21 protein-coding genes are annotated in these 21,472 nt (G+C 50.7%); 8 read left to right on the top strand and 13 right to left on the bottom strand.

Annotated features, from left to right (window positions below):
• Position 1 precedes the first annotated feature (1 nt).
• The 6 genes from AC07N2_RS08250 to AC07N2_RS08275 all read right to left on the bottom strand — a co-directional run bounded on the left by AC07N2_RS08250 (position 2) and on the right by AC07N2_RS08275 (position 6,847).
• Positions 2-1,417: a circularly permuted type 2 ATP-grasp protein gene (locus tag AC07N2_RS08250; RefSeq protein WP_494777798.1), complete on the bottom strand. Its 1,416-nt coding sequence runs from the start codon at positions 1,415-1,417 to the stop codon at positions 2-4.
• Positions 1,418-1,494: 77 nt separating this feature from the next.
• Complete coding sequence (locus tag AC07N2_RS08255; protein ID WP_494777799.1) at positions 1,495-3,531, bottom strand: sodium:solute symporter family protein; 2,037 nt, start codon at positions 3,529-3,531, stop codon at positions 1,495-1,497.
• A complete protein-coding gene (locus tag AC07N2_RS08260; RefSeq protein WP_494777800.1) occupies positions 3,521-3,805 on the bottom strand; it encodes a DUF4212 domain-containing protein in 285 nt (94 codons plus the stop codon). The genes AC07N2_RS08255 and AC07N2_RS08260 overlap by 11 nt, the downstream gene beginning before the upstream one ends.
• The gene (locus tag AC07N2_RS08265) at positions 3,802-5,340 is read right to left on the bottom strand and encodes a sensor histidine kinase (protein WP_494777801.1); all 1,539 of its coding nucleotides are present in this window, start codon (positions 5,338-5,340) and stop codon (positions 3,802-3,804) included. Before AC07N2_RS08265 ends, AC07N2_RS08260 begins: the two co-directional genes overlap by 4 nt.
• Before the next feature lie 14 nt (positions 5,341-5,354).
• Positions 5,355-6,068, bottom strand: a complete 714-nt coding sequence (locus AC07N2_RS08270) for a response regulator (RefSeq protein WP_076593486.1) — start codon at positions 6,066-6,068, stop codon at positions 5,355-5,357.
• Between the two features lie 110 nt (positions 6,069-6,178).
• The gene (locus tag AC07N2_RS08275) at positions 6,179-6,847 is read right to left on the bottom strand and encodes a ribonuclease HI family protein (RefSeq protein WP_494777802.1); all 669 of its coding nucleotides are present in this window, start codon (positions 6,845-6,847) and stop codon (positions 6,179-6,181) included.
• A 232-nt stretch (positions 6,848-7,079) separates the two neighbouring features.
• Here AC07N2_RS08275 and recA point away from each other — a divergent pair, with 232 nt between their 5' ends.
• Both recA and recX read left to right on the top strand, forming a co-directional pair.
• Entirely contained in the window at positions 7,080-8,183 is a 1,104-nt protein-coding gene (gene recA / locus AC07N2_RS08280) for a recombinase RecA (protein ID WP_494777803.1), read from the top strand.
• 71 nt (positions 8,184-8,254) lie between these two features.
• Positions 8,255-8,710, top strand: coding sequence for a recombination regulator RecX (gene recX, locus AC07N2_RS08285; protein WP_494777804.1), 456 nt, complete (start codon positions 8,255-8,257; stop codon positions 8,708-8,710).
• A gap of 109 nt (positions 8,711-8,819) precedes the next feature.
• On the opposite strand, the gene AC07N2_RS08290 is transcribed toward recX, so the two are convergent.
• Positions 8,820-9,752, bottom strand: a complete 933-nt coding sequence (locus AC07N2_RS08290) for a histone deacetylase family protein (RefSeq protein ID WP_494777805.1) — start codon at positions 9,750-9,752, stop codon at positions 8,820-8,822.
• Positions 9,753-10,132: 380 nt separating this feature from the next.
• On the opposite strand from AC07N2_RS08290, the gene AC07N2_RS08295 reads away from it, so the two are divergent.
• From AC07N2_RS08295 to AC07N2_RS08310, 4 genes are all read left to right on the top strand, one after another.
• The gene (locus AC07N2_RS08295) at positions 10,133-10,954 is read left to right on the top strand and encodes a Stp1/IreP family PP2C-type Ser/Thr phosphatase (protein ID WP_494777806.1); all 822 of its coding nucleotides are present in this window, start codon (positions 10,133-10,135) and stop codon (positions 10,952-10,954) included.
• 116 nt (positions 10,955-11,070) lie between these two features.
• Complete coding sequence (locus tag AC07N2_RS08300) at positions 11,071-11,733, top strand: FHA domain-containing protein (protein WP_494777807.1); 663 nt, start codon at positions 11,071-11,073, stop codon at positions 11,731-11,733.
• 222 nt (positions 11,734-11,955) lie between these two features.
• On the top strand, positions 11,956-12,426 hold the full coding sequence (locus tag AC07N2_RS08305) for a pilin (protein WP_494777808.1): 471 nt from the start codon (positions 11,956-11,958) through the stop codon (positions 12,424-12,426).
• Positions 12,427-12,500: 74 nt separating this feature from the next.
• Positions 12,501-14,213 (top strand): tetratricopeptide repeat protein, encoded by a 1,713-nt coding sequence (locus tag AC07N2_RS08310; RefSeq protein ID WP_494777809.1) that lies wholly within the window; start codon positions 12,501-12,503, stop codon positions 14,211-14,213.
• 10 nt (positions 14,214-14,223) lie between these two features.
• Here the strand turns inward: AC07N2_RS08310 and moaC are convergent, their stop codons facing one another.
• On the bottom strand, positions 14,224-14,760 hold the full coding sequence (gene moaC, locus AC07N2_RS08315; RefSeq protein WP_494777810.1) for a cyclic pyranopterin monophosphate synthase MoaC: 537 nt from the start codon (positions 14,758-14,760) through the stop codon (positions 14,224-14,226).
• Between the two features lie 98 nt (positions 14,761-14,858).
• On the opposite strand from moaC, the gene AC07N2_RS08320 reads away from it, so the two are divergent.
• On the top strand, positions 14,859-16,373 hold the full coding sequence (locus AC07N2_RS08320) for a M48 family metalloprotease (RefSeq protein ID WP_494777811.1): 1,515 nt from the start codon (positions 14,859-14,861) through the stop codon (positions 16,371-16,373).
• 46 nt (positions 16,374-16,419) lie between these two features.
• Here the strand turns inward: AC07N2_RS08320 and AC07N2_RS08325 are convergent, their stop codons facing one another.
• From AC07N2_RS08325 to AC07N2_RS08345, 5 genes are all read right to left on the bottom strand, one after another.
• Positions 16,420-17,019, bottom strand: a complete 600-nt coding sequence (locus AC07N2_RS08325) for a DUF2946 family protein (protein ID WP_494777812.1) — start codon at positions 17,017-17,019, stop codon at positions 16,420-16,422.
• A gap of 18 nt (positions 17,020-17,037) precedes the next feature.
• Positions 17,038-17,994: a YheT family hydrolase gene (locus AC07N2_RS08330; RefSeq protein WP_494777813.1), complete on the bottom strand. Its 957-nt coding sequence runs from the start codon at positions 17,992-17,994 to the stop codon at positions 17,038-17,040.
• 164 nt (positions 17,995-18,158) lie between these two features.
• The gene (locus AC07N2_RS08335) at positions 18,159-18,590 is read right to left on the bottom strand and encodes a YybH family protein (RefSeq protein ID WP_494777814.1); all 432 of its coding nucleotides are present in this window, start codon (positions 18,588-18,590) and stop codon (positions 18,159-18,161) included.
• 14 nt (positions 18,591-18,604) lie between these two features.
• A complete protein-coding gene (locus tag AC07N2_RS08340; RefSeq protein WP_494777815.1) occupies positions 18,605-18,805 on the bottom strand; it encodes a zinc-finger domain-containing protein in 201 nt (66 codons plus the stop codon).
• Positions 18,806-18,929: 124 nt separating this feature from the next.
• Entirely contained in the window at positions 18,930-19,850 is a 921-nt protein-coding gene (locus AC07N2_RS08345) for a branched-chain amino acid transaminase (RefSeq protein WP_494777816.1), read from the bottom strand.
• A gap of 364 nt (positions 19,851-20,214) precedes the next feature.
• Between AC07N2_RS08345 and AC07N2_RS08350 the strand changes: the two genes are divergently transcribed.
• Positions 20,215-21,408 (top strand): phosphoglycerate kinase, encoded by a 1,194-nt coding sequence (locus AC07N2_RS08350; protein WP_494777817.1) that lies wholly within the window; start codon positions 20,215-20,217, stop codon positions 21,406-21,408.
• Positions 21,409-21,472 lie beyond the last annotated feature (64 nt).

Raw genomic sequence — 21,472 nt, forward strand, 5'->3', positions numbered from 1 at the left:
CTTAGTTCTCCAGTATCCAGGTATCTTTTGTGCCGCCGCCTTGGGAGGAGTTGACTACCAGTGAGCCTTCTTTCAACGCAACGCGCGTCAGGCCGCCCGGCACCATGGAGATGGTTTTGCCTGACAGCACAAAAGGCCGCAAATCGATATGTCGCGGTGCCACGCCGGAATCGACAAAGGTTGGACAGGCCGACAAGGCCAGCGTTGGTTGTGCAATGTAACCATCTGGTCGCGCGATGATGCGCTGGCGGAAATCTTCAATCTCGGCCTTGGTCGATGCCGGGCCGACCAGCATGCCGTAGCCGCCGGCGCCGTGTACTTCCTTGACGACCAACTCTGCCAGATTCGCCAACACATAAGACAACTCATCCTTTTTACGGCACTGATAAGTCGGCACATTGTTGAGGATAGGCTCTTCCGACAGATAGAAACGAATCATGTCCGGTACGAATGGATAGATCGATTTATCGTCAGCTACGCCAGTGCCGATGGCATTGGCCAGCGTGACGCGACCGGAGCGATAGACGGACAGCAAGCCCGGCACGCCCAAGGTAGAGTCGGCGCGGAAGGCGAGTGGATCCATGTAATCGTCGTCGATACGGCGATAGATGACGTCGACCCGTTTTGGACCACGCGTGGTACGCATATAGACAGCATTGTCATTGACGAACAGATCCTGGCCTTCGACCAGTTCCACGCCCATTTGCTGTGCGAGGAAGGCATGTTCAAAGTAAGCCGAGTTGTACATGCCGGGCGTCATGACGACCACGGTAGGGTCGGTGACACCGATAGGCGCGACCGAGCGTAGATTGTCCAGCAACATGTCTGGGTAATGCGCGACGGGCGCAATCTGATGGCGTGCGAACAGGTCTGGGAACAGGCGCATCATCATCTTGCGGTCTTCCAACATGTAGGACACGCCGGACGGTACGCGCAGATTGTCTTCCAGTACATAGAACTCGCCTTGGCCGGCGCGTACGATATCGACGCCGGCAATATGCGCGTAGATGTCGGACGCGACCGAGATGCCTTGCATCTCAGGGCGATATTGCGCATTTCGGAAGATTTGCTCAGGCGGCACGATGCCGGCCTTGACGATGTTTTGGTCGTGGTAAATGTCGTGGATGAACATATTCAGCGTGCGTACCCGCTGTACCAGTCCCGCCTCCATGTGCGTCCATTCCTGTGCGGTGATCATGCGCGGAATGATGTCGAAGGGGATAACGCGCTCGGTACCGGCCTCATTGCCGTAGACGGCAAAGGTAATGCCGACGCGGCGGAATATCAGGTCGGCTTCGGCACGCTTGCGGGCGACAGTCTTGGGAGACTGTGTCGCCAGCCAGGCTTCGAATTCACGATAGTGGTCACGGACATTGGCCGTACCGTCGATATACATCTCGTCGAAAAATTTTCGCATGGCATCGCTCTGTCTTGGTTTTCATGGAGATGATAACCAGCTCTATCAAGAAATATGCCAGATCGAGAAAGAGCCGCTTATGGCGATCGCAGATGCTTGATCAAGGCTTCCGTTCTTTGGTCGGGTGCCTTCGTCAACAGACTGACGATAATAATCGCACAAAATCCGGCGGGGACGCCAAATATGCCGGCCGAGATAGGCGCGATATGAAACCATTGTTGTGCGGCCGAGCCGCCCAAAGCAGGTAGCGTGTGGATCATGTAGTAGGCACAAATGGCAAAACCGATCAGCATGCCGGCGATGGCGCCTTGCTGATTGGCGCGCTTCCAGAACACGCCTAATGCTAGTGCCGGGAACAAGGCCGATGCCGCCAGCGAGAAAGCCGCACCGACCAGCGACAGAATATCGCCTGGCTTCAATGAGGCAACATAGGCGGCGACCAATGCGACCATCAAGAGCAGCAGTTTGGAAACCGTGACGCGTTTTTGCGTCGATGCTTTTGGATCGACAGTCTTGTAATAAATATCGTGCGACAAGGCATTGGAGATGGTGAGCAGCAAGCCATCGGCAGTGGACAAGGCGGCCGCCAGACCGCCAGCTGCGATCAGGCCGGAGATGACGTAAGGCAAACCGGCAATTTCCGGTGTGGCGAGGACGACAATATCGACGTCCATTACAATCTCGGCTAATTGCACGATGCCATCTCGATTGACGTCATTGATGCTGACGAGCGGATGTAGCTTGTCTATGCTGGCCCAGTACGAGACCCATTCCGGCAATTTGGAAAAATCACTACCGACCAGCGAACTGTAAATGTCATATTTGACCAATACCGCCAGCGCCGGGATGGTGATGTACAGCGCCATGATAAAGAACAGCGTCCAGGCCACTGAGTGGCGCGCTTCCTTGACTGTCGGCGTGGTGTAATAACGCACCAGTACATGTGGCAGCGCCGCAGTCCCCAGCATCAGACAAAACACCAGCGCCAGGAAATTGTTGCGCTTGATATTCGATGCTTCTTCCGTGTCACCGGGGAAGGGTTCGGTATGTCGAGTCGGTGGTTTGGCTAACTCCAGATTGAGTATGCGTTCTTCCTTCCATACGCGTTCGGCTTCATCTGCATCTTTGGGATAGGCCGCCAACTCACGTCCGGTTTGTTTGATTTCCTGTAACGCTGCATTCCCGAGCTTGAGCGCTTCCAGATTGTGTTGAATTTCAGCGCGACCGTTTTCCCACGATTCCGGCAGCGATGACAGTCTGTCGTCCAGATCGTAGGCGCGCTGTCTGAAGATGGCGCGTACTTCTTTTTCCTTGGGGTCGTTGATCAATACGTTTTCACGTTCGCTCAATTGCGCGATCGCTGAACCATAAGCGATAGGCGGTATAGGCATATTGGTGTGCTTCATCGACAGCCATACGACTGGAATCATGTAGGCAATGATCAAGATGATGTATTGCGCAACTTGCGTCCACGTCACCGCACGCATACCGCCGAGGAAGGAGCACACCAAGATACTGGCTAGACCAAGAAAAATGCCGACTGAAAAATCAACGCCGGTAAAGCGTGAAGTAATCAGGCCCACGCCGTAAATCTGAGCGATCACATACGTGAAGGAAACGATGATAGTTGCGATCACCGCGATGATGCGCACGACGTTATCGCTGTACTGGCCGGTATAGCGTGCCGCGAGGTAATCAGGAATTGTGTATTGGCCGAATTTTCTGAGGAAGGGCGCAATCAATAAGGCGACCAGCACGAAGCCGCCGGTCCAGCCCATGATGTAAGCCAAGCCATCAAAGCCCCACAAATACAAACCACCTGCGAGGCTGATAAAGCTGGCGGCAGATATCCAGTCGGCAGCAGTTGCCATGCCGTTGAAAAATGCCGGGACGCGACGACCTGCTACATAGTATTCCTGCACATCCGAGGTGCGACTGATGACGCCGATGGTGGCGTACACCACGATGGTGGAGAACATGAAGACATAACCGATCCACACACGCGGAAAACCTTCATGCTCCAGAATCGCGACGCCGAACAGGAACAACACGAAGCCTGCTGTGTACAGCAGGTAATAACGTCGCAGGCGCTGGAAGAATGCTTTATTCGCCATGTTCTCTATCGTGTTGGTATGCCTCGTCGAGACGCTGCATGCGCCATGAGTAGAAAGCGATGATGCCGAAAAAAATCAGGATGCTGCCCTGTGCCGCCATGAAGAAGGAAATCGGCCAGCCAAATAAAGTGTATGTGGATAAGTGGCGCGCAAAGAAAATAGCGCTAAATGTGACAGCAAACCAGAGCAGCAGTAGCCACAGCGTCATGCGCCTGGTTTTTTGCCAGTAAAGGCTATCTTTTTCCGGCGCTTCTTTGCGATTCTTCGGGGTCATATCGTGCCATCGAAAAATGGTGCAGGTTGTTCCAGATGAAGTGTGATGCGCATCAAGCAGCCGGGTCGTTTTGGATCGGTGCAGTTTGGATTGCAGATGATATCAATCTCGGCATCGTGTTGTTGCGCGATTTCACGCACGATAGCCAATCCTAATCCGCTGCCTTCGACATTGGTTCCCAGGATTCTGTAGAAGCGTTCGAAAATATGCGTACGCTCATTCGGAGCAATGCCGGGGCCGGTATCTTCGACTTCCAGAAAGGCTAAGGCATTTTTTTCATCGGCGCGCACGCGCACGGTTGCCTGTCCGCCGGCAGGTGTGTACTTGAGTGCATTGTCAATCAGATTATTCAGCAGCTCATGCAACATGGTTGGATCGCCCATGATCACGACTTGATAGTCCGGTGCCTCGAAGCCAAGATCGATCTTGCGACTGAAGGATGTTTGCACCCAATCCTGCACGGTGTCACGCGCCAGCTCGGATAGTTCCAGTGTCTGGAATGGTTTGGTTTCTGGCGTCTGGTTTTCTGCGCGCGCCAATGCCAGCAATTGATTGACCATGCGGGTGGCGGACTTGGAGCTCTTGGCGAGTTGTTCCAGCGACTTGTGGATTTCTGCCTGATCAGTTTGACGCAATGCGAGTTCGGATTGCATGCGCATACCGGCCAGCGGCGTCTTCATCTGATGCGCGGCATCGGCGATGAAGCGTTTTTGTATCTTGATACTTTGCGACAGACGCTCCAGCATTTCATTCAGTGATCCGACCAGCGGCAGAATTTCTTCCGGGACGTAGCCGGAATCGATCGGACTCAAGTCATCCGGTCGTCGTGCGCGTATGCGTTGCTGTAATTCGGCGAGAGGACGCAAGCCGCGTGTGAGTGCGAACCAGACGAGTACGAGCGCGATCGGCAGGATAATGAATTCCGGCACGATGACGCCCTTGATGATTTGATTGACCAGTTGTGAGCGCTTGTCCAGGGTTTCGCCCACTTGCACCAGCGCCAAGCGTGGCTCGATAGTCAGTTGCGGTGCGGTTTGGGTTTTATGCAGATCGACATAGATATAAGCGATGCGCACTTCGCTGCCGCGAACAAAGTCGTAACGAAATTGCGTGGACCATGGTGGCGGTGCTTCGGCATCTTTCGGCAAAGGCATTTCCGGATCGCCTTCGACTACTTTGTCATGCGGATCGCGCACTTGGTAGTAGATATTGTCTATATCGTCAGCATGCAGAATGTCTGTTGCAGCACCGGTCAATCGTGTGATGACCTTGCCATCCACTTCTTTGACTTGTTGTGCAACGACGGTGACTTTATCTTCCAGTGCACGATCGAATGGTTCGTTCGCGATGGATTTTGCAACGAGGTAGGTAATCGCAATGCTAAGTGGCCACAAGAGCAGCAAGGGCACCAGCATCCAATCCAGAATTTCACCAAACAATGAGCGCTGCGTGCGTTCTTCCGGCTGTGTCTCGATGGACTGATGCGATGTATCTACATCGACAGCGGGCGCGTCCAGTCGGTGGATGTCTTGCATGTGCTTGGGCTAGTTCAGCCTGGAGGTGTAATCGTGTTAGGCGCGATGGTATTGGCTGGTTCGGTAAATTTTTCGAGGCAATAACCGAGGCCGCGCACGGTGGCGATGCGCAGACCGCCGATTTCAATTTTCTTGCGCAAACGATGGACGTAGACTTCGATTGCGTTATTGCTGACTTCTTCGCTCCATTCGCATAGATGATCGACTAGCTGTTCTTTCGATACCAGACGGCCGCTACGCTGCAGCAACACTTCAAGCAAGCCGAGTTCGCGTGCAGACAAGTCGAGCATTTGTTCGTTGATGTAGGCGATACGGCCGACTTGGTCGTAAGAGAGCGGACCGTGCTTGATGACGGTTGGGCCACCGCCTGCGCCACGTCGGGTAAGCGCGCGTACGCGTGCTTCCAGTTCGGACAGCGCAAACGGTTTTGCCATGAAATCATCGGCACCCAGATCCAGTCCTTTAACGCGCTGCTCTATCGAATCACCGGCAGTCAGGATCAAGACAGGCAAGCGAGAATTGCGCGCGCGCAAGCGTTGCAGTACTTCGAGACCGGACATTTTGGGTAGGCCCAGATCAAGTATCAGAAGATCGAAGTCTTGTGTAGACAAGACGGAATCAGCCTCCTGGCCATTTTTAACGCAATCGGTTGCATAACCGGACTGACGCAGTGAACGCGTCAAACCGTCGGCAAGAACACTATCGTCTTCAGCAAGCAGGATTCGCATGGGATGGAGGTAGGAGGAAGTTGGCTCGTAGTCTATTGGGTTTCGCCCAGAGCGGCAAGACAAGTCGGCATCGCTTTTAGGCTTGTTTCTTATATATACAGAGTAGCTGATTACATTGGTGCTGCGGCAATCATCTGAACTGCTTGCTGCGACAAGGCATCGGCCATGGTATTTTTCTCCCGTGGAATCCAGGTGAGGGTGACATCCTTGAGTTGGGTAATGAGCTTTTGTGCTCGTTGACGTGGCTCGCTCAAGATCGCCGCACCACCATTCTTGGTTTGTACATCATTAATGACGACTTGGCTGTCGCCATAGATAACCAGTTTGTCAGCATGTGCGTCGATGGCTGCCTCCAACACGGCAATTAGTGCAATGTATTCGGCCTCGCTGCTGTCTCCCAGACCCGCAGCGAAGCTGATGTTGCTTGTCTTGCCGCTGGGATCCTTGAGTAAGCCGCCTATGCCCATTTTGCCGGGATTTGGGTGGCTGGCGCCATCAAACCAGGCTAACCAAGCGGTCGGATCAACTTGTGTAGCCCTTAGCTTTTTCTGTCTGTCATCTGCCTTGATCTGTTTGCGAACGGCGATTCTGGTCGCTGCATCGTTTTTTTCTTGTTTGCGTATAGCGATCAGGTCGTTGAGCGACATTTTCCCCGCAACTGCTTGCAGTACGACTTGCAACGCTGCTTCTTCGGATAAGGTATTTGCTTTTGCCAACCGACGCCCCGTAGCTTTTTCCTTCTTGTAGGCTATTTCAAATAGATCGTTGTACGAATGCATGAGAGTACGGAGTAGTTGGCTGTGTATATCTTACGTTGAATGCTATCTGCATCTGGCAAGCGGGTGTAGAAGTGTGTTGCCACAATGCATTAAAAAGTTGCCTTTTTGGTCATTGCAAATAAAATTGCAAGACTTGCTTGCGTAAAGCACTGTTTTTTTATACAGTATGGTTTCTGGCTTCAAACACTGTATAAAACCCGTTTCGTTTCAACCAACAGTCGAAAGAATCTTCATGGACGACAAAAAGAACGCTCCTGGCTCTGATAAGAGTAAAGCACTCGCCGCCGCACTGGCGCAAATCGAAAAGCAATTCGGTAAAGGCTCGGTGATGCGCATGGAAGACGGCGCCGTCGTCGAGGAAGTGCAGGTTGTTTCCACTGGTTCGCTGGGACTGGACATCGCCTTGGGCGTTGGCGGTTTGCCGCGTGGCCGCGTGGTCGAAATCTACGGCCCGGAATCATCAGGCAAAACAACGCTGACACTGCAAACCATCGCAGAAATGCAAAAACTGGGTGGTACTTGCGCGTTTATCGATGCTGAACATGCACTGGACGTCACTTACGCACAAAAGCTTGGTATCAATTTATCAGATCTGTTGATCTCGCAACCAGATACCGGCGAACAAGCACTAGAAATCTGCGACGCGTTGGTACGCTCGGGTGCTGTTGACCTGATCGTCATCGACTCGGTTGCTGCATTGACGCCACGCGCTGAAATCGAAGGCGATATGGGTGATTCGCTGCCGGGTTTGCAAGCACGTCTGATGTCGCAAGCCTTGCGCAAGCTGACAGGCAGCATCAACCGCACGAATACACTGGTTATCTTCATTAACCAGATTCGTATGAAGATCGGCGTGATGTTCGGTAATCCGGAAACCACTACCGGCGGTAATGCCTTGAAATTCTACGCATCCGTGCGTTTGGACATTCGTCGTACCGGCTCGATCAAATCGGGCGACGAAGTGATCGGTAATGAAACCAAGGTCAAAGTCGTTAAAAACAAAATCGCACCTCCATTCAAGGAAGCGCATTTCGACATTCTGTATGGCGAAGGCACATCACGTGAAGGTGAAATTCTCGATTTGGGTTCCGATGCCAAAATCGTTGAAAAGTCGGGCGCCTGGTATAGCTACAACGGCGAACGCATCGGCCAAGGTAAAGACAATGCACGTAACTATTTGAAAGAACGTCCTGAATTGGCGCGTGAAATCGAAAATAAAGTGCGTGTTTCCTTGGGTGTGCCAGAACTTGGCGCAATCAAATCCGACGAGCCAGTTGCAAAAAAAGCGACTGCCAAGGAAAGCAAAGAAGTCAAAGAACTGAAAGAAGTCGAGTAAAGCATAGGCCTAGCCGAGCTGCACTTGATCTAACGAAGAATGTTAACTAGCGCCCGCGCTGACGGACTCATATGGCAAAACTGCAAGTGAGTCTGAAAGCGCGGGCGCTTCGTTATTTGTCAGCCCGTGAACATAGCCGACAAGAACTTGGTCGCAAGTTGGCGCGGTATGCACAAGAGGGCGACGACGTCGAGGCCTTGCTTGATACCTTGGAGGCGGCGAAGTTTCTTTCGCAAAGCCGTTTTTCCGAATCCTTGGTACATAGACGTGCGGCGCGTTTTGGCAACAGCCGGATCATGTCCGAGCTGAAGAGTCACGGCATAGATCCCGATTCATTAACGGATATCAAGGCAAATCTGGCGTTGGATGAAGTTGCGCGTGCGCGTGCAGTGTGGGAGCGGAAGTTCGGCACTATTGCGACCAATGCAGAAGATAAGGTGAAGCAGATGCGCTTCTTGATGCAGCGCGGATTTTCTCATCGTGCGATACAGGCTGCGATGCGTGCTGCGGACAAGAATGAAGATTAAAACTGGCGCTGGATCTTAAATTGAGGGTGAAGCGGATATTACGTTTCTATTTGCTGGATTTCCATGCTTGCCGACGCAATGTCGACAAGCAAGAAGTATTCATTGCTGATTAATGATCCATCAATGCTTTGACGTGAACGGCGGTAGCTGAAGCCAAACCTTCCAAGCTGTAACCACCCTCCAGAATCGAAACAATGCGACCTTCGCATGTTTCATCCGCAATTTTCATCAATTCACGTGTGACCCAATCAAAATCGTCGTCTTGCAGATTCAAGCCTGCCAGCGGATCGAGATGATGTGCGTCAAAGCCGGCTGAAATAATGATCAGTTCAGGATTGAATGCGCGAATGGCCGGTAACATTTTCGCTGCAGTTTGTTCACGGAATAATGCAGAATCACAGCCGCGTGGCAGAGGGACGTTAACGATATTGTGCGAGACACCAGTTTCCGCTTCCAGCCCTGTGCCCGGATAGAAATGTGACTGGTGGCTGGATGCGTAGAACAATTCAGGACGATCATAAAACGCTGCTTGTGTGCCGTTGCCATGATGCACGTCGAAGTCGATAACGGCCACACGTTCCAGCTTATGTACTTCATAAGCATAAGCCGCCGCGATTGCGGCTTGATTGTAGATACAGAATCCCATGGCTTTGCTTGGCTCAGCGTGATGACCGCATGGACGGGTAGCGCAGAATACGTTGTGCGCTTCATTGTCCAGAACCAGGTCGACACCAGCGCAAGCGGCACCTACGCAACGCATCACGGCTTCCAGCGAACCAGGTGACATCACCGTATCGCCACCATCGAGCGGCATGTAACCGCGATGCGGTGATGCATCTTCGACATCTGTCACGAAGTCTTCGGTATGTATCAATAACACCTGTTCACGCGTGCCCATAGGCGCTTCGCGCCATTCAGCGGCATCGAATTCCGGTACACGCAAGGCGCGTAACACAGCTTTCAAGCGCTCTGGGGATTCAGGATGACTAGGACCTGGTTTGTGTTCTAGACAAGCTTCGTGGGTATAGATAACTGTGGTCATATTTTATTATTGAGGCCCGGTATGAGGCATCTTCTCCATTATGAAAACCTGATTGGAGGGCGCAATGTGGCAACCCGGCAAGTGAATCCTGATCATTATAAAGGTCGGCTCCATGCTTGGCGACCAAGTGGATCTTTGCGTCACAAATGCATACTATTTTTCCGATACTCGTTGTTTCTTGCTGCGTGTATTTTTTGAGAAAAAGAGACAAGCAGCCGTGGAAGCTAGGGTTTATGTAAGGAAAGCAGATATGATTTGTATCTGAAATGAAATGTTTGGGACAGGCTGAGGGATAATCTCACACATGATCCTGCTCACTAGAACTAGAAAAATTCCTGTTTCCGACGTCATCTGACACTACAGTTCACCCCTCATCTTCTATGACGTCTTCCGTCGCGCTTCAATTTTCCGCCAAAACCGATACGGGATTGGTGCGTTCGCATAATGAAGATGCAATTGAAGTCAGTGCAGATTACCAAATTGCAGTATTGGCAGATGGCATGGGTGGTTACAACGCTGGTGAAGTCGCAAGCGGTATCGCCACGGCCATGTTCAGATCGACGCTGGAACAACACTTGCTGCAGTTGCAGACAAAAGGACGTGCGGCAAGTAGTAAAACTTTACAGCGCTTGCTGGTTGAGTCAGTTGCTTCCGCTAATGCGCAAATATTAGAGGTCGCACGTGCTCAACCGCAATTCAGCGGCATGGGAACGACCTTGGTTGCCGCGTTATTCCATCACGATAAAGTGGTGCTGGCACATGTTGGCGATTCGCGTGCGTATCGGTTTCGGCAGGGTGTGTTGACGCAGCTCACCCGCGACCATTCGCAATTGCAGGAACAGATCGATGCCGGATTGGTAAGTCCTGAGTGGGCGCGTTTTGCACCAAACAAGAATTTGATTACGCGTGCCTTAGGTGTCGCGTCACAAATCGATGTGGAAGTGAATGATTATCCGATTGAGGATGGGGATGTTTACCTGCTGTGTTCGGATGGTCTGTCCGATATGTTGGCAGGTGAGCAGATGGCTGCGATGCTTGATGATAATGATACAGATCTGGATTTATTATGCAGCTCGCTTGTGCAAGCAGCAAACAACAACGGTGGGCGCGATAATATTTCAGTAATTTTGGCGAAGATAGAATCAAGTTCACCTGCGCCGTTGGGTTTGTGGGGGCGACTTGCCGTCAGATTCAAGTTGTGATTATTGGCAGTATTGATATTTTTATAGATAGATGTTTGATTAGATTCCTAACGTTGTTTTGCGATTAGTGTGAGTTGCATTCCCGTTTGAAGCTGGAAAGGATGTTGGAAGAGAGTATGGCCACGATTATTTTGGCGAAAGACGGTGTGGCGTTACAGACGTTTCCCCTTTCGAAAGAGCGCACAACTATTGGGCGCAGAACATACAACGACATCGTGATAGATGCGCCTGGTATTAGTGCCGAACATGCAGTGATCGTTACTAGCTCCGACGAATCTCATTTCGAAGACTTGGAAAGTACGAACGGTAGCCAGCTCAACGGTCAGCCAATAAAAAAACATCTGCTGCAAGATAGAGACTTGATTGAGCTCGCAACGTATACCCTTCAATATTGCTCGGAAGAGACTGTGTCGAGCGTAATAACATCATCTGCTTCTACCGGTATCGCTGAAGAAGGGTTGGGCGATATGGAGCAGATTACGGTGCCATCACAAAGAGATATGACAGTCACAACGAACAGGGCTGCAATTAGAATTTTGAGTGGGTTCGGTGCAGGAAAGGAAATTGCGCTGACCAAGGCATTAACGACCATCGGTCGTCCGGGATTGCATGTCGCGGTATTAGCCAGTAGCGAACAAGGCCACAGCCTGACGCATGTTGAAGGCGAGGTTTATCCCGTTGTTAACGGTATTTCGATAGGTGTATTGACTCAGTCGCTGGTGAGCGGTGATCGGATTAGTCTGGCGGACACTGAAATGATGTTTTTGGTTGATGACTAAGAATTGTCATATCAGAAAATTTTTCGTATTCAGGAACAGCATTTGTAAGACAAAATTTTCATTCAATGTGACAAAAATTGGCTGCCCTATAACCAAAATTGTTACTTTTGGTTAAATCTATGCGGAAAATCTCCGTTTTTAGCCTGATTTGAGCTGGCACACCGATTGCTGTATGACAAGCAGGGTGGAAAAGCTGCCTTTATTCCCAAACAGGAGAAATAAATGAAATCGATGAAGATGATGAAGAAAGCACAAAGCGGTTTTACGCTGATCGAATTGATGATCGTTGTGGCGATTATTGGTATTTTGGCGGCGGTGGCAATTCCTCAGTATCAGGATTATGTGACTCGCGCGAAATTAGCTAAAGTTAATGTCGCAGTCGAACCTGTAAAAACAGCCGTTGCAATGTTTGCACAAGAAAATAACGGCGTTGCATTAATTCCTGCGAATGGATGGGACTCATTGGGTCTTGCTGGTGCCCCAACTGGTACGACCGAGGTGTCCGGTATTACGGTAACTGTTGCAACAGGTGCAATCGTAGCTACTTTGCAAGGAATCGGCTCTCCTTACGATACTACGACGGTGACATATACTCCTACTGTCGGTAATTCTGCCGTGACTTGGGGCGTTGCTTGCAGCTACACTACGACAGGTAAAGATCTCAATAATTTGAAGAAAGTTGTGGGCTGCTAAGATAGCTGCTGACTTAAAAAATAACGCCCGCGCTGCGGGCGTTATTTTTTCTATCTGATTTCCATTTTGGAAATATGAATACATATCCATATCGCCGACTTTTCTTATTTTTTATTGTTTTTTTGTCGATTGCCACTGCTGCGAGTCTTCTGTATCTCCCATTTTTAAGTAATTCCGTTGTTTTTGATGACCGGAGCTTCTTTGCGGGGTTATCTGTCTATGACTATGCCCAAGTTCCTTTTTCATTGCAGCCGCGTCAGTTTCCATATTTCACATTAGGACTCGTCCAGGTATTAGTTGGAAATATTGAGGCCAATCGTATTTTTAGTTTGCTTCTACATATAGTCTGTTCATATTTCATATACATCTTGGCAGGCTTGTTTCTCAAGGATGTAGTGATACCGAAGCTGAATGATCAGACGTCAGAAAATTTCCAGCATAATTTTCACAATCAAATTATTGCGCTCGTTTGTAGTGTGTGGTTTCTATTTAATCCCATCGCCGTATATGGTGCGGGCTATTTGGCACAACGCACGATTCTCTTCGCAACACTTTTCTCGCTTCTCTCCCTTTGGTTTTATCGTCGCGCCTTTGCCAAAAATAGAACGATAGATGTAATCACTGCTGCCTTGTTTTATTCACTGGCAGTATTTTCTAAAGAACACGCAATCATGTTGCCATTGGCTGCCTTGCCATTGGTGGCGCTATATGAAGGAAACTGGCGCACGCATTTTAAGCGCATGACTCTGTATTTGGTGCTTTGCTTGCCCGCAGCTCTGACAGTTTTGTTGGCGACTAAACATATCGTCGCGAGCAGCTATGAGCCTGATGCAGCGGCAATGTTGCCACAGATGCAAAGCATTGCAGTAATGGCGCAATCGCATGGTGAGTGGCTGGTTAGCATCATTTTGCAAGCAGGTTTCTTTTTTGATTATCTGGCATTCTGGATCGCGCCGGATGTGCGCTTTCTTTCAGCTGATATGCGATTTGACTTCGTGCATATTTGGTCTTCTTGGTGGATATTCCCGAAAGCATTTCTTTTTTTCTTGTCGCCGTTTATTGCGTTTTATTTTCTACGTAAGAAAGGCTTGGTCGCGCTTTTTTGCTGTGGCTTTCTGTATTCCTGGTTCTTGTTTATGACAGAGTTGGTTGCAGTACGTTTTCAGGAACCATTTGTTTTATATCGCAGTTATCTGTGGGCACCTGGTTACGCAATGATGTTGGTGGCTGTATGCGCACGAATGCCGCGTCGTTGGTTGCTGATGGCAGCAATTCCACTCTTCGTCGTTTTTTTCTTATTGGCAAGGGATAGGCTGACCAGCCTGTCAACAGAGGCCAATGTCTGGAAGGATGCTGCAGCGAAACTTGAGTCGCCTACTCTCGTTGGCAGCGACCGGATTTTTTATAATCGCGGACTGGCGTATATGCGTGAAAAAAAATACGAGGATGCGATTGCTGATTTTTCTCGTACGATTCAGTTGAGTCCCAAAGTTAATCAGGCTTATTACAATCGCGCTTTGGCGAACTATGCCTTGGAACGCTACTCGGAATCGATGTCGGATCTTGACCATGTCGCGTCATTGAATACCAAGGATAATTCTGTTCAATACGTACGTGGTTTGATTTTTGAACGCCGTGGTTGCTTGATTGAAGCTAAGCAAGCGTTTGCTGCCAGTATGGCAATGGGGAATCGCGTTGCGAAGCTGAAACTGGAAGATATGGAGAAGAATAAGGTGGTGCAAAGCCAAGGCAAGCAAGCGTTTGGTGCTAGCGCTTGCCTTGATTGAGTAGAGGATTTTATGAGGTGCTGAGGCTGCCATCTGTGGTTGACCAGCTCCCCGATTTCCCACCATGCTTTTCCTCAACTCGAATGTCGCTCATTACCATCCCACGATCAACTGCCTTGCACATATCGTAAATCGTCAATAACCCGATTTGCACAGCAGTAAGCGCTTCCATCTCCACACCAGTTTTACCAAATGTTTCAACCTGTGCAGTGCAGCCCACACTGGATTGTGCTTCATTCACTGCAAAATCAACCGTGACACGCGTCAATGCCAGCGGATGGCATAAAGGGATCAAATCGCTGGTGCGTTTTGCAGCCATGATGGCGGCGATGCGGGCGATGCCTAGTACGTCACCTTTTTTTGCGGTGCCGGATGTGATGATCGCTAGCGTTTCCGGTTTCATGCGGATGAGGCCGCTGGCAATCGCGATGCGATGGGTTTCGTCTTTGCTGCCGACATCGACCATATGTGCCTGGCCAGTGGCGTCGAAATGGGTCAGGCCATCGTTGGCGTTTGTACTTACGGTCTTGTCTTTGTGTGCAGTCATGATGATGTGGTAGAGCAGATGGCTATGGGGGAACGATTGCAATGAGCAGGTATCATAGCATCGTGAAACTGAAATCCATTCTCTCTCTTACTATTTACATGCCACGATTTTCGCTACGGGCGTTAGCGATGGCGGCTTTGTTGACGGTTTGCACATTGCCGTCGATGGTTGCGCCATCGTTGGCGATTGCACAATCCTTGCCTAGCTTGGGTGATACCGAGCGGGAAGAGTTGTCGCCGTTGATGGAGCGCAAGCTTGGCGAGCAGATCATGCGTGATATCAAGCGCAACCGCGATTATCTGGATGATGCGCCTTTGCAGGAGTATCTGAATAATCTGGGTGCTAGCTTGCTGGCTGTGCGGCCGGAAGCACGTGGTGAGACACAATACGACTTCTTCTTTTTCGCGGTGCGCGATCCGATGTTGAATGCGTTTGCATTGCCGGGTGGTTTTATCGGTGTGCATTCGGCCTTGGTGTTGGCGGCACAGAATGAGTCAGAGTTGGCATCGGTGATGGCGCATGAAATCGGTCACGTGGCGCAGCGGCATATCGCGCGTATGTTGGGTAAGCAAAAGCAGGATATGTTGATTCCGCTGGCAGCGATGGTATTGGGTGCGCTGGCAATTAGTTCCAGCCCGGATGCCGGTATGGCCATGATTATGGGCGGGCAAGGATTGGCATTGCAGCGACGACTTAACTTCAGTCGCGATGCAGAGCGTGAAGCTGATCGTGTTGGTCTGGATATCATGAGCGAAGCGGGCTTCGAGACAACGGGCATGATCAATTTCTTCGGTCGTTTGCAGCAAGCCAGTCGCGCTTATAGCGATACGGCACCGCCTTATTTGCGTTCGCATCCGATGACGAGCGAAAGGATAGCCGATATTCAGGCACGCACGCGGGATCAGCGTTACAGACAGCATGCTGATAGCCTGGACTTCAGACTTATACAGGCGCGTGTCAAAGTGTTGCAGGATCCTAGCCATCAGGGCGCGCTGGATGCAGCGGCGAGTTTTGAGCGTCAGTTACAAATAAAGACACGTCCGGCAATCGTTGCAGGCAAGTATGGTTTGGCTTTTGTCGCGCTGAAACAAGGTCATCCTGCCAAAGCGCAAACCTTGCTCAATGAAGCACGTGCGGCATTGAAAAACGGAGCGCCTACGGCAACGAGTGCAGTGTTGGCGAGTTTGGCGATAGATATCAAATTGGCGGCGCATCAGTTTAAAGAGGCAGTAGCTGAAGCAGACGTAGCACACAATCAATTCCCCTTGTCGCGCGGGATTGCACATCAATACGCCGATGCCTTGTTTGCTGCCGGGCAGTATGACGATGCCGTGGCTTATTTACGTGATCAGGCGCAGATGTATCGACATGAGCCGGATCTATATGATCGCTTGGCCAAGGTCTATGCCGCGCTTAAAATGCAGGCGCAGCAACATATTGCACTAGCAGAATCGTACGCCTTGAATGGTAGTTTGCCGGCGGCGCTTGATCAGTTATCGATTGCGCGCAAGGCACCGGATGCATCGTTTTATGAGCTATCGATCATAGATGCACGCGAACGGGAAATGAAAGCACAACGTTTGGAAGAAATACGACTAGAGAAAGAAGGCTGATTCTCCAGTATATTTTTATCACAAGAAGATAGCTGGCAAGTACAAATCAGGCTGGTGGACGCGGCAATTGTACGAAGTGGAATTGTTCGCTGACGACTGCATCGTCAATGTAATTGACGGATATTTTTTTATCGGCATAATGCAACGTCAAATGACCGTTGGTGCCACCTTGTTCCAGCCATGCCAATAACTGCTCATCTTCGATGACGGTATCATTCAAACGCAGTTGCGGCAGACATTGCGCCATGTCCCTATCGTCTAGCAATGCGATTCCGTCATCATCTTGCAAAAACAATCTTCCCTGATCGCTCAAGTAGGCTGCTTCAATATTCAGCAAGCGCTGACCGGTCTGTAATACAAAGCCATGTACCGGTTCAGTATGAGCAATATAAGGTGTGACTTCCAGATCGACATAAACGCGTTGCGGGCCATTCTGAAAATACCAGCGACCTTGTTCATCACATGCGTAGTTGCGATTGATGAAGCCGATTAAAGCGAGATGGACAATCTTGTCACCAGGTAGATTGTTCTGTTGCGCATGTTCGTTGCGCATGCGCCAGTTGCCGCGCGCGTCGAGTGCCAGCCAGCCGTAGCAGTGCGGTACGTTCGGCCATTTCGCTAATGCTTGCGCGACGATCGCATCCATGTCGTGTCCTTTGCGCTGTTAAGCGCCAACGCCTTCAAGAAATCTGACCATGCGTTGTGGTAACCAGTTCAATTTACCCGGTATTGAGCCAACGGCAAAACCGACATGACCGCCGTGGTCAGGATATTCCAGAGTTACCTTGCTGGACGCTTTGTTTGGTAAATATTGTGCAGGTAAAAAAGGATCGTTGCGTGCATTCAATACCAAGGTCGGCACCGTGATGTCATTGAGTACGTATTTGGCGCTGGCGCGACGCCAGTAATCTTCGGTATTCAGATAACCATGTAAAGGTGCAGTGACGATATTGTCGAAAGCGTACAAGTCACGTGCTTGCATCATCGCATCACGATTGAACAAGTCGGGAAATTGCGCCAGCTTGGCCAGACATTTTGGTTTCAATGTTTCCAGGAATATACGCGTGTAAATCATGTTGAAGCCGCGTGACAAGGCAGTGCCACCGCCGGTCAAATCGAGTGGGGCAGAAACAGCGCAGGCAGCGTCAACGATTTCCGCATGATGTTGTGATTCGCCCAGCCAGCGTAGAAGCGCATTGCCGCCGAGAGATACGCCAGTCGCATAAAATTTCCCTGCGCCTCGTTCGCGTGCATAAGGTACCAGCCGTTGCAAAACCCAGTCGATCTCTGGAGCATCGCCCGAATGATAAAAGCGTGGTGCGCGATTCAACTCACCAGAGCAGCCGCGGAAATGAACAACAGTACCCGACCAACCCAACGTTGCAATGTGTGCCATCAATGCACGTGCGTAATGGCTATCGGATGAACCTTCCAGACCATGGAACAGGACGATGAATGGCAAGTCTTTCTTGCCATCGACAAAATCGAGATCGATGAAATCACCATCCGGCGTATCCCATCGTTCGCGCCGGTAGGTAACCTCCGGTTTGGTTATACATTTCGCGGGATAGATGGTTTGCAGATGGCCGCCGGGTAACCAGCATGGAGCGGGATAGATCATCGGTGCGATAGTCCTGTTGAATCTGGAATAGGTGTGTGCGGAAATATCAAGCTGCGCATATTGTCAGGGGGAAGTGACTGCGGCTTAAATAGGATGTGGGTGAGTTGGCAGAATACGCTGTCGAATTGAGTGACCGAATAAATTCGGCGTTGCGCAGTGTGCGCTCAATGCAATACGGTGCTGGGGGTGGCCAGCTCTGCGCGTGGTTTGCCTGGTGCAATCGACGCATGGTGCAAGACGATGCGCCAACCAAGCGGCGTTTTGACGTAGACATTGGTTGCGATGATATGGATATCGCGTTGTGCATCTGTCGTATTCACTGTTTCGATCAGATTGTGCACGGCATTCATCGTGTTCTGCGATATATGCAATTGCGTCGGACGGATATGTACACCGCCGCGCGTAAAAATTTCTTCCCACGAGGCACGGATCGCGGCATAGCCGATCAATCGCGTGCCGTCGGGATGGATGCAGACGATTTCTTCATCGTCTGCCCACAATGCCATCAATGCATCCAGATCGGCACGGCCTATGGCGTCATACAACGCGACTTCAATATCGTCTGCTGTACCGAACTGTTTGCGGGTTTTAGGCATGATGGAATTTGGTTTTAGTGGCCGTGCGCAGCTGCGCCTGGCTTCAAGCGATAGAGGGTGCCGCAGTACGGACATTTTGCTTCGCCACCGTGGGAAAACTCGAGGAACACGCGTGGATGCGAGCTCCATGCAGGCATGGCTGGATTAGGGCAGTAAGCTGGTAAATCTTTACCGTCGAGTTCGATTGCGGCTACGGCGTGTGTTGCGTCAGTCATTTAATTCTCCGAATTGCTGGTTATTGTCTTGATGCTTGATTCTAGTGTGCTGCAAATATAGTGCATATCGTGTGAACTGGCGCGGTCGTATAGCAAATAATCGCGCCGTTTTGATCACACGCTTTTAGACGATCGTCAGCCAGTGGCTGTATTGCGGTGCCTTGCCTGCGACCACGTCGAAAAACAGGGATTGCAGTCTGGTTGTAACCGGACCGCGTTTGCCGTCGCCGATCTGACGGTTATCAAGTTCGCGGATAGGCGTGATTTCTGCTGCCGTACCGGTGAAAAAGGCTTCGTCACAGCAATACATCTCGTCGCGGGTAATACGTTTTTCAATGACTTCGATGCCGAGGTCACGCGCCATGGTCAGCACCGCGTCGCGGGTAATGCCGTCGAGGCAAGATGCCAGGTCCGGTGTGTACACTTTGCCGTTCTTGACGATGAATACGTTTTCGCCTGAGCCTTCCGAGACGTAACCGTCGGTGTCCAGCAACAATGCTTCATCGTAGCCGTCAGTCAGCGCTTCCTGATTGGCGAGGATGGAATTGATGTAATAGCCGGATGCTTTAGCGCGTACCAAGGATACGTTGACGTGATGACGGCTGAATGACGAGGTTTTGACGCGTATGCCTTTGTTCAGACCGTCTTCGCCTAGATAAGCGCCCCATGGCCAAGCGGCGATGGCGATATGAATTTTGTTGCCCTTGGCGGAGATGCCGAGTTTTTCGTCCCCGATCCAGACCAATGGGCGGAGATAGCAGCTTTCCAGCTTGTTCTCGCGGACGACTTGCAGTTGCGCTTGCATGACGGTTTCGAGATCAAAAGGGATCTTCAGCTGGAAGATCTTGGCTGAATTGAAGAGTCGTTCTGTATGTTCGCGCAGACGGAAGATGGCGGTGCCTTGTGCGGTCTTGTAAGCGCGTACGCCTTCAAACACGCCCATACCGTAATGCAGCGAGTGCGTCAGGACATGGATGGTTGCATCGCGCCAGTCTATGAGTTGGCCGTCTTTCCAAATTTTGCCGTCGCGATCAGACATCGACATTTCGGGATCTCCAGTAAATTGAGCAAGACCACGATTTTAACGGATTCGGCTAATCAGGAAAAACCAACATTGAGAATAGTCGCTGAAATAATGTCGTTTTTATATGCGTCGCGACAACGGTTATGCGTAGTCATAGGCCGAAAAGAATAAATTTATTGTAAAAATTGAATCAATTCGGATGCAGTGCTTCTAACAGATGGATTTGCTGCAACGCGGCAATATTCCTCGACACAGATCGTTATTTCCGCTTTTATCTGACCTTTCGGCTTTCTTGAGCCGGAACATTGGCATGAAACCAAGGTTTTTGAGCCATCTGGTGCGGTAAAATAGCGGTCTTTCTTTAAACCCTCCAATTTACGAGCACATGCAATTTAAAAGATTGAGCGATTTGATCGCGCGTAATGAACTGAAGGACAAGCGCGTATTTATCCGTGCCGATCTCAATGTACCGCAAGACAGCGAGGGCAATATTACCGAAGACACGCGCATACGCGCTTCGGTGCCGGCTATTCAACAAGCGTTGCAAGCAGGTGCTGCCGTCATGGTGACGTCGCATCTGGGACGTCCTGTCGAAGGTGAGTTCAAGCCTGCCGATACGTTGGCGCCAGTTGCGCAACGTTTGGCAGAGTTGCTGGGTCAGCCTGTTGAGTTGAAGCAAAACTGGATCGATGGCGTGGATGTTGCGCCGGGTCAGGTTGTCTTGCTGGAAAACTGCCGCGTTAATAAAGGCGAGAAAAAGAACGACGACACGCTGGCTAAAAAGATTGCTGCCTTATGCGATGTCTACGTCAATGATGCGTTCGGTACTGCGCATCGTGCTGAAGCGACTACGCACGGCATTGCAAAATACGCGGCGATTGCCTGCGCTGGCCCTTTGCTGGCAGCCGAGTTGGATGCATTGGGCAAAGCATTGGGTGAGCCGGCCAGTCCGCTGGTCGCGATCGTTGCCGGTTCCAAGGTCTCGACCAAGCTGACTATTTTGAAAACGCTGGCCAGCCAGGTTGATAATTTGATCGTTGGTGGTGGTATCGCGAATACCTTCATGCTGGCTGCTGGTTTGAAAATCGGCAAATCGCTGGCAGAAGCGGATTTGGTTGGCGATGCCAAGACGATCATCGATATGATGGCCAAGCGAGGCGCATCGGTACCGATTCCAGTTGATGTAGTGTGCGCGAAGGAGTTTTCGCCGACTGCAGTTGCAACGGTCAAGGATGTCGCTGATGTGGCTGACGATGACATGATTCTGGATATCGGTCCGAAGACATCGGCAATTTTGGCGAAGCAAATTGCACAAGCTGGCACCATCGTGTGGAATGGCCCGGTTGGTGTGTTTGAGTTCGATCAATTTGCCAACGGTACCAAAATATTGGCCTTGGCAATTGCCGAATCCAAAGGTTTCTCGGTGGCTGGCGGTGGCGATACGCTGGCTGCGATTGCCAAGTACGATATTGCAGACAAGATTGGTTATATCTCGACCGGTGGTGGTGCTTTCCTTGAATTCCTCGAAGGAAAAACCTTGCCGGCTGTTGAAATTCTGGAGCAACGCGCCAGAGACTAATGCGGGAATGTAGAAGTCTTCCCAGCAAGAAGTTTTGTTTTAAAAATTAATTTGTTGTGACGAT

This window comes from Herminiimonas sp. GW821-FHT09C12 (assembly GCF_059416385.1).

Excerpts from the sequence above, each read along its gene's own strand:
- AC07N2_RS08250 (WP_494777798.1), bottom strand. The coding sequence starts at position 1,417 with ATGCGAAAATTTTTCGACGAGATGTATATCGACGGTACGGCCAATGTC.
- AC07N2_RS08255 (WP_494777799.1), bottom strand. The coding sequence starts at position 3,531 with ATGGCGAATAAAGCATTCTTCCAGCGCCTGCGACGTTATTACCTGCTG.
- AC07N2_RS08260 (WP_494777800.1), bottom strand. The coding sequence starts at position 3,805 with ATGACCCCGAAGAATCGCAAAGAAGCGCCGGAAAAAGATAGCCTTTAC.
- AC07N2_RS08265 (WP_494777801.1), bottom strand. The coding sequence starts at position 5,340 with ATGCAAGACATCCACCGACTGGACGCGCCCGCTGTCGATGTAGATACA.
- AC07N2_RS08270 (WP_076593486.1), bottom strand. The coding sequence starts at position 6,068 with ATGCGAATCCTGCTTGCTGAAGACGATAGTGTTCTTGCCGACGGTTTG.
- AC07N2_RS08275 (WP_494777802.1), bottom strand. The coding sequence starts at position 6,847 with ATGCATTCGTACAACGATCTATTTGAAATAGCCTACAAGAAGGAAAAA.
- recA (WP_494777803.1), top strand. The coding sequence starts at position 7,080 with ATGGACGACAAAAAGAACGCTCCTGGCTCTGATAAGAGTAAAGCACTC.
- recX (WP_494777804.1), top strand. The coding sequence starts at position 8,255 with ATGGCAAAACTGCAAGTGAGTCTGAAAGCGCGGGCGCTTCGTTATTTG.
- AC07N2_RS08290 (WP_494777805.1), bottom strand. The coding sequence starts at position 9,752 with ATGACCACAGTTATCTATACCCACGAAGCTTGTCTAGAACACAAACCA.
- AC07N2_RS08295 (WP_494777806.1), top strand. The coding sequence starts at position 10,133 with ATGACGTCTTCCGTCGCGCTTCAATTTTCCGCCAAAACCGATACGGGA.
- AC07N2_RS08300 (WP_494777807.1), top strand. The coding sequence starts at position 11,071 with ATGGCCACGATTATTTTGGCGAAAGACGGTGTGGCGTTACAGACGTTT.
- AC07N2_RS08305 (WP_494777808.1), top strand. The coding sequence starts at position 11,956 with ATGAAATCGATGAAGATGATGAAGAAAGCACAAAGCGGTTTTACGCTG.
- AC07N2_RS08310 (WP_494777809.1), top strand. The coding sequence starts at position 12,501 with ATGAATACATATCCATATCGCCGACTTTTCTTATTTTTTATTGTTTTT.
- moaC (WP_494777810.1), bottom strand. The coding sequence starts at position 14,760 with ATGACTGCACACAAAGACAAGACCGTAAGTACAAACGCCAACGATGGC.
- AC07N2_RS08320 (WP_494777811.1), top strand. The coding sequence starts at position 14,859 with ATGCCACGATTTTCGCTACGGGCGTTAGCGATGGCGGCTTTGTTGACG.
- AC07N2_RS08325 (WP_494777812.1), bottom strand. The coding sequence starts at position 17,019 with ATGGATGCGATCGTCGCGCAAGCATTAGCGAAATGGCCGAACGTACCG.
- AC07N2_RS08330 (WP_494777813.1), bottom strand. The coding sequence starts at position 17,994 with ATGATCTATCCCGCTCCATGCTGGTTACCCGGCGGCCATCTGCAAACC.
- AC07N2_RS08335 (WP_494777814.1), bottom strand. The coding sequence starts at position 18,590 with ATGCCTAAAACCCGCAAACAGTTCGGTACAGCAGACGATATTGAAGTC.
- AC07N2_RS08340 (WP_494777815.1), bottom strand. The coding sequence starts at position 18,805 with ATGACTGACGCAACACACGCCGTAGCCGCAATCGAACTCGACGGTAAA.
- AC07N2_RS08345 (WP_494777816.1), bottom strand. The coding sequence starts at position 19,850 with ATGTCGATGTCTGATCGCGACGGCAAAATTTGGAAAGACGGCCAACTC.
- AC07N2_RS08350 (WP_494777817.1), top strand. The coding sequence starts at position 20,215 with ATGCAATTTAAAAGATTGAGCGATTTGATCGCGCGTAATGAACTGAAG.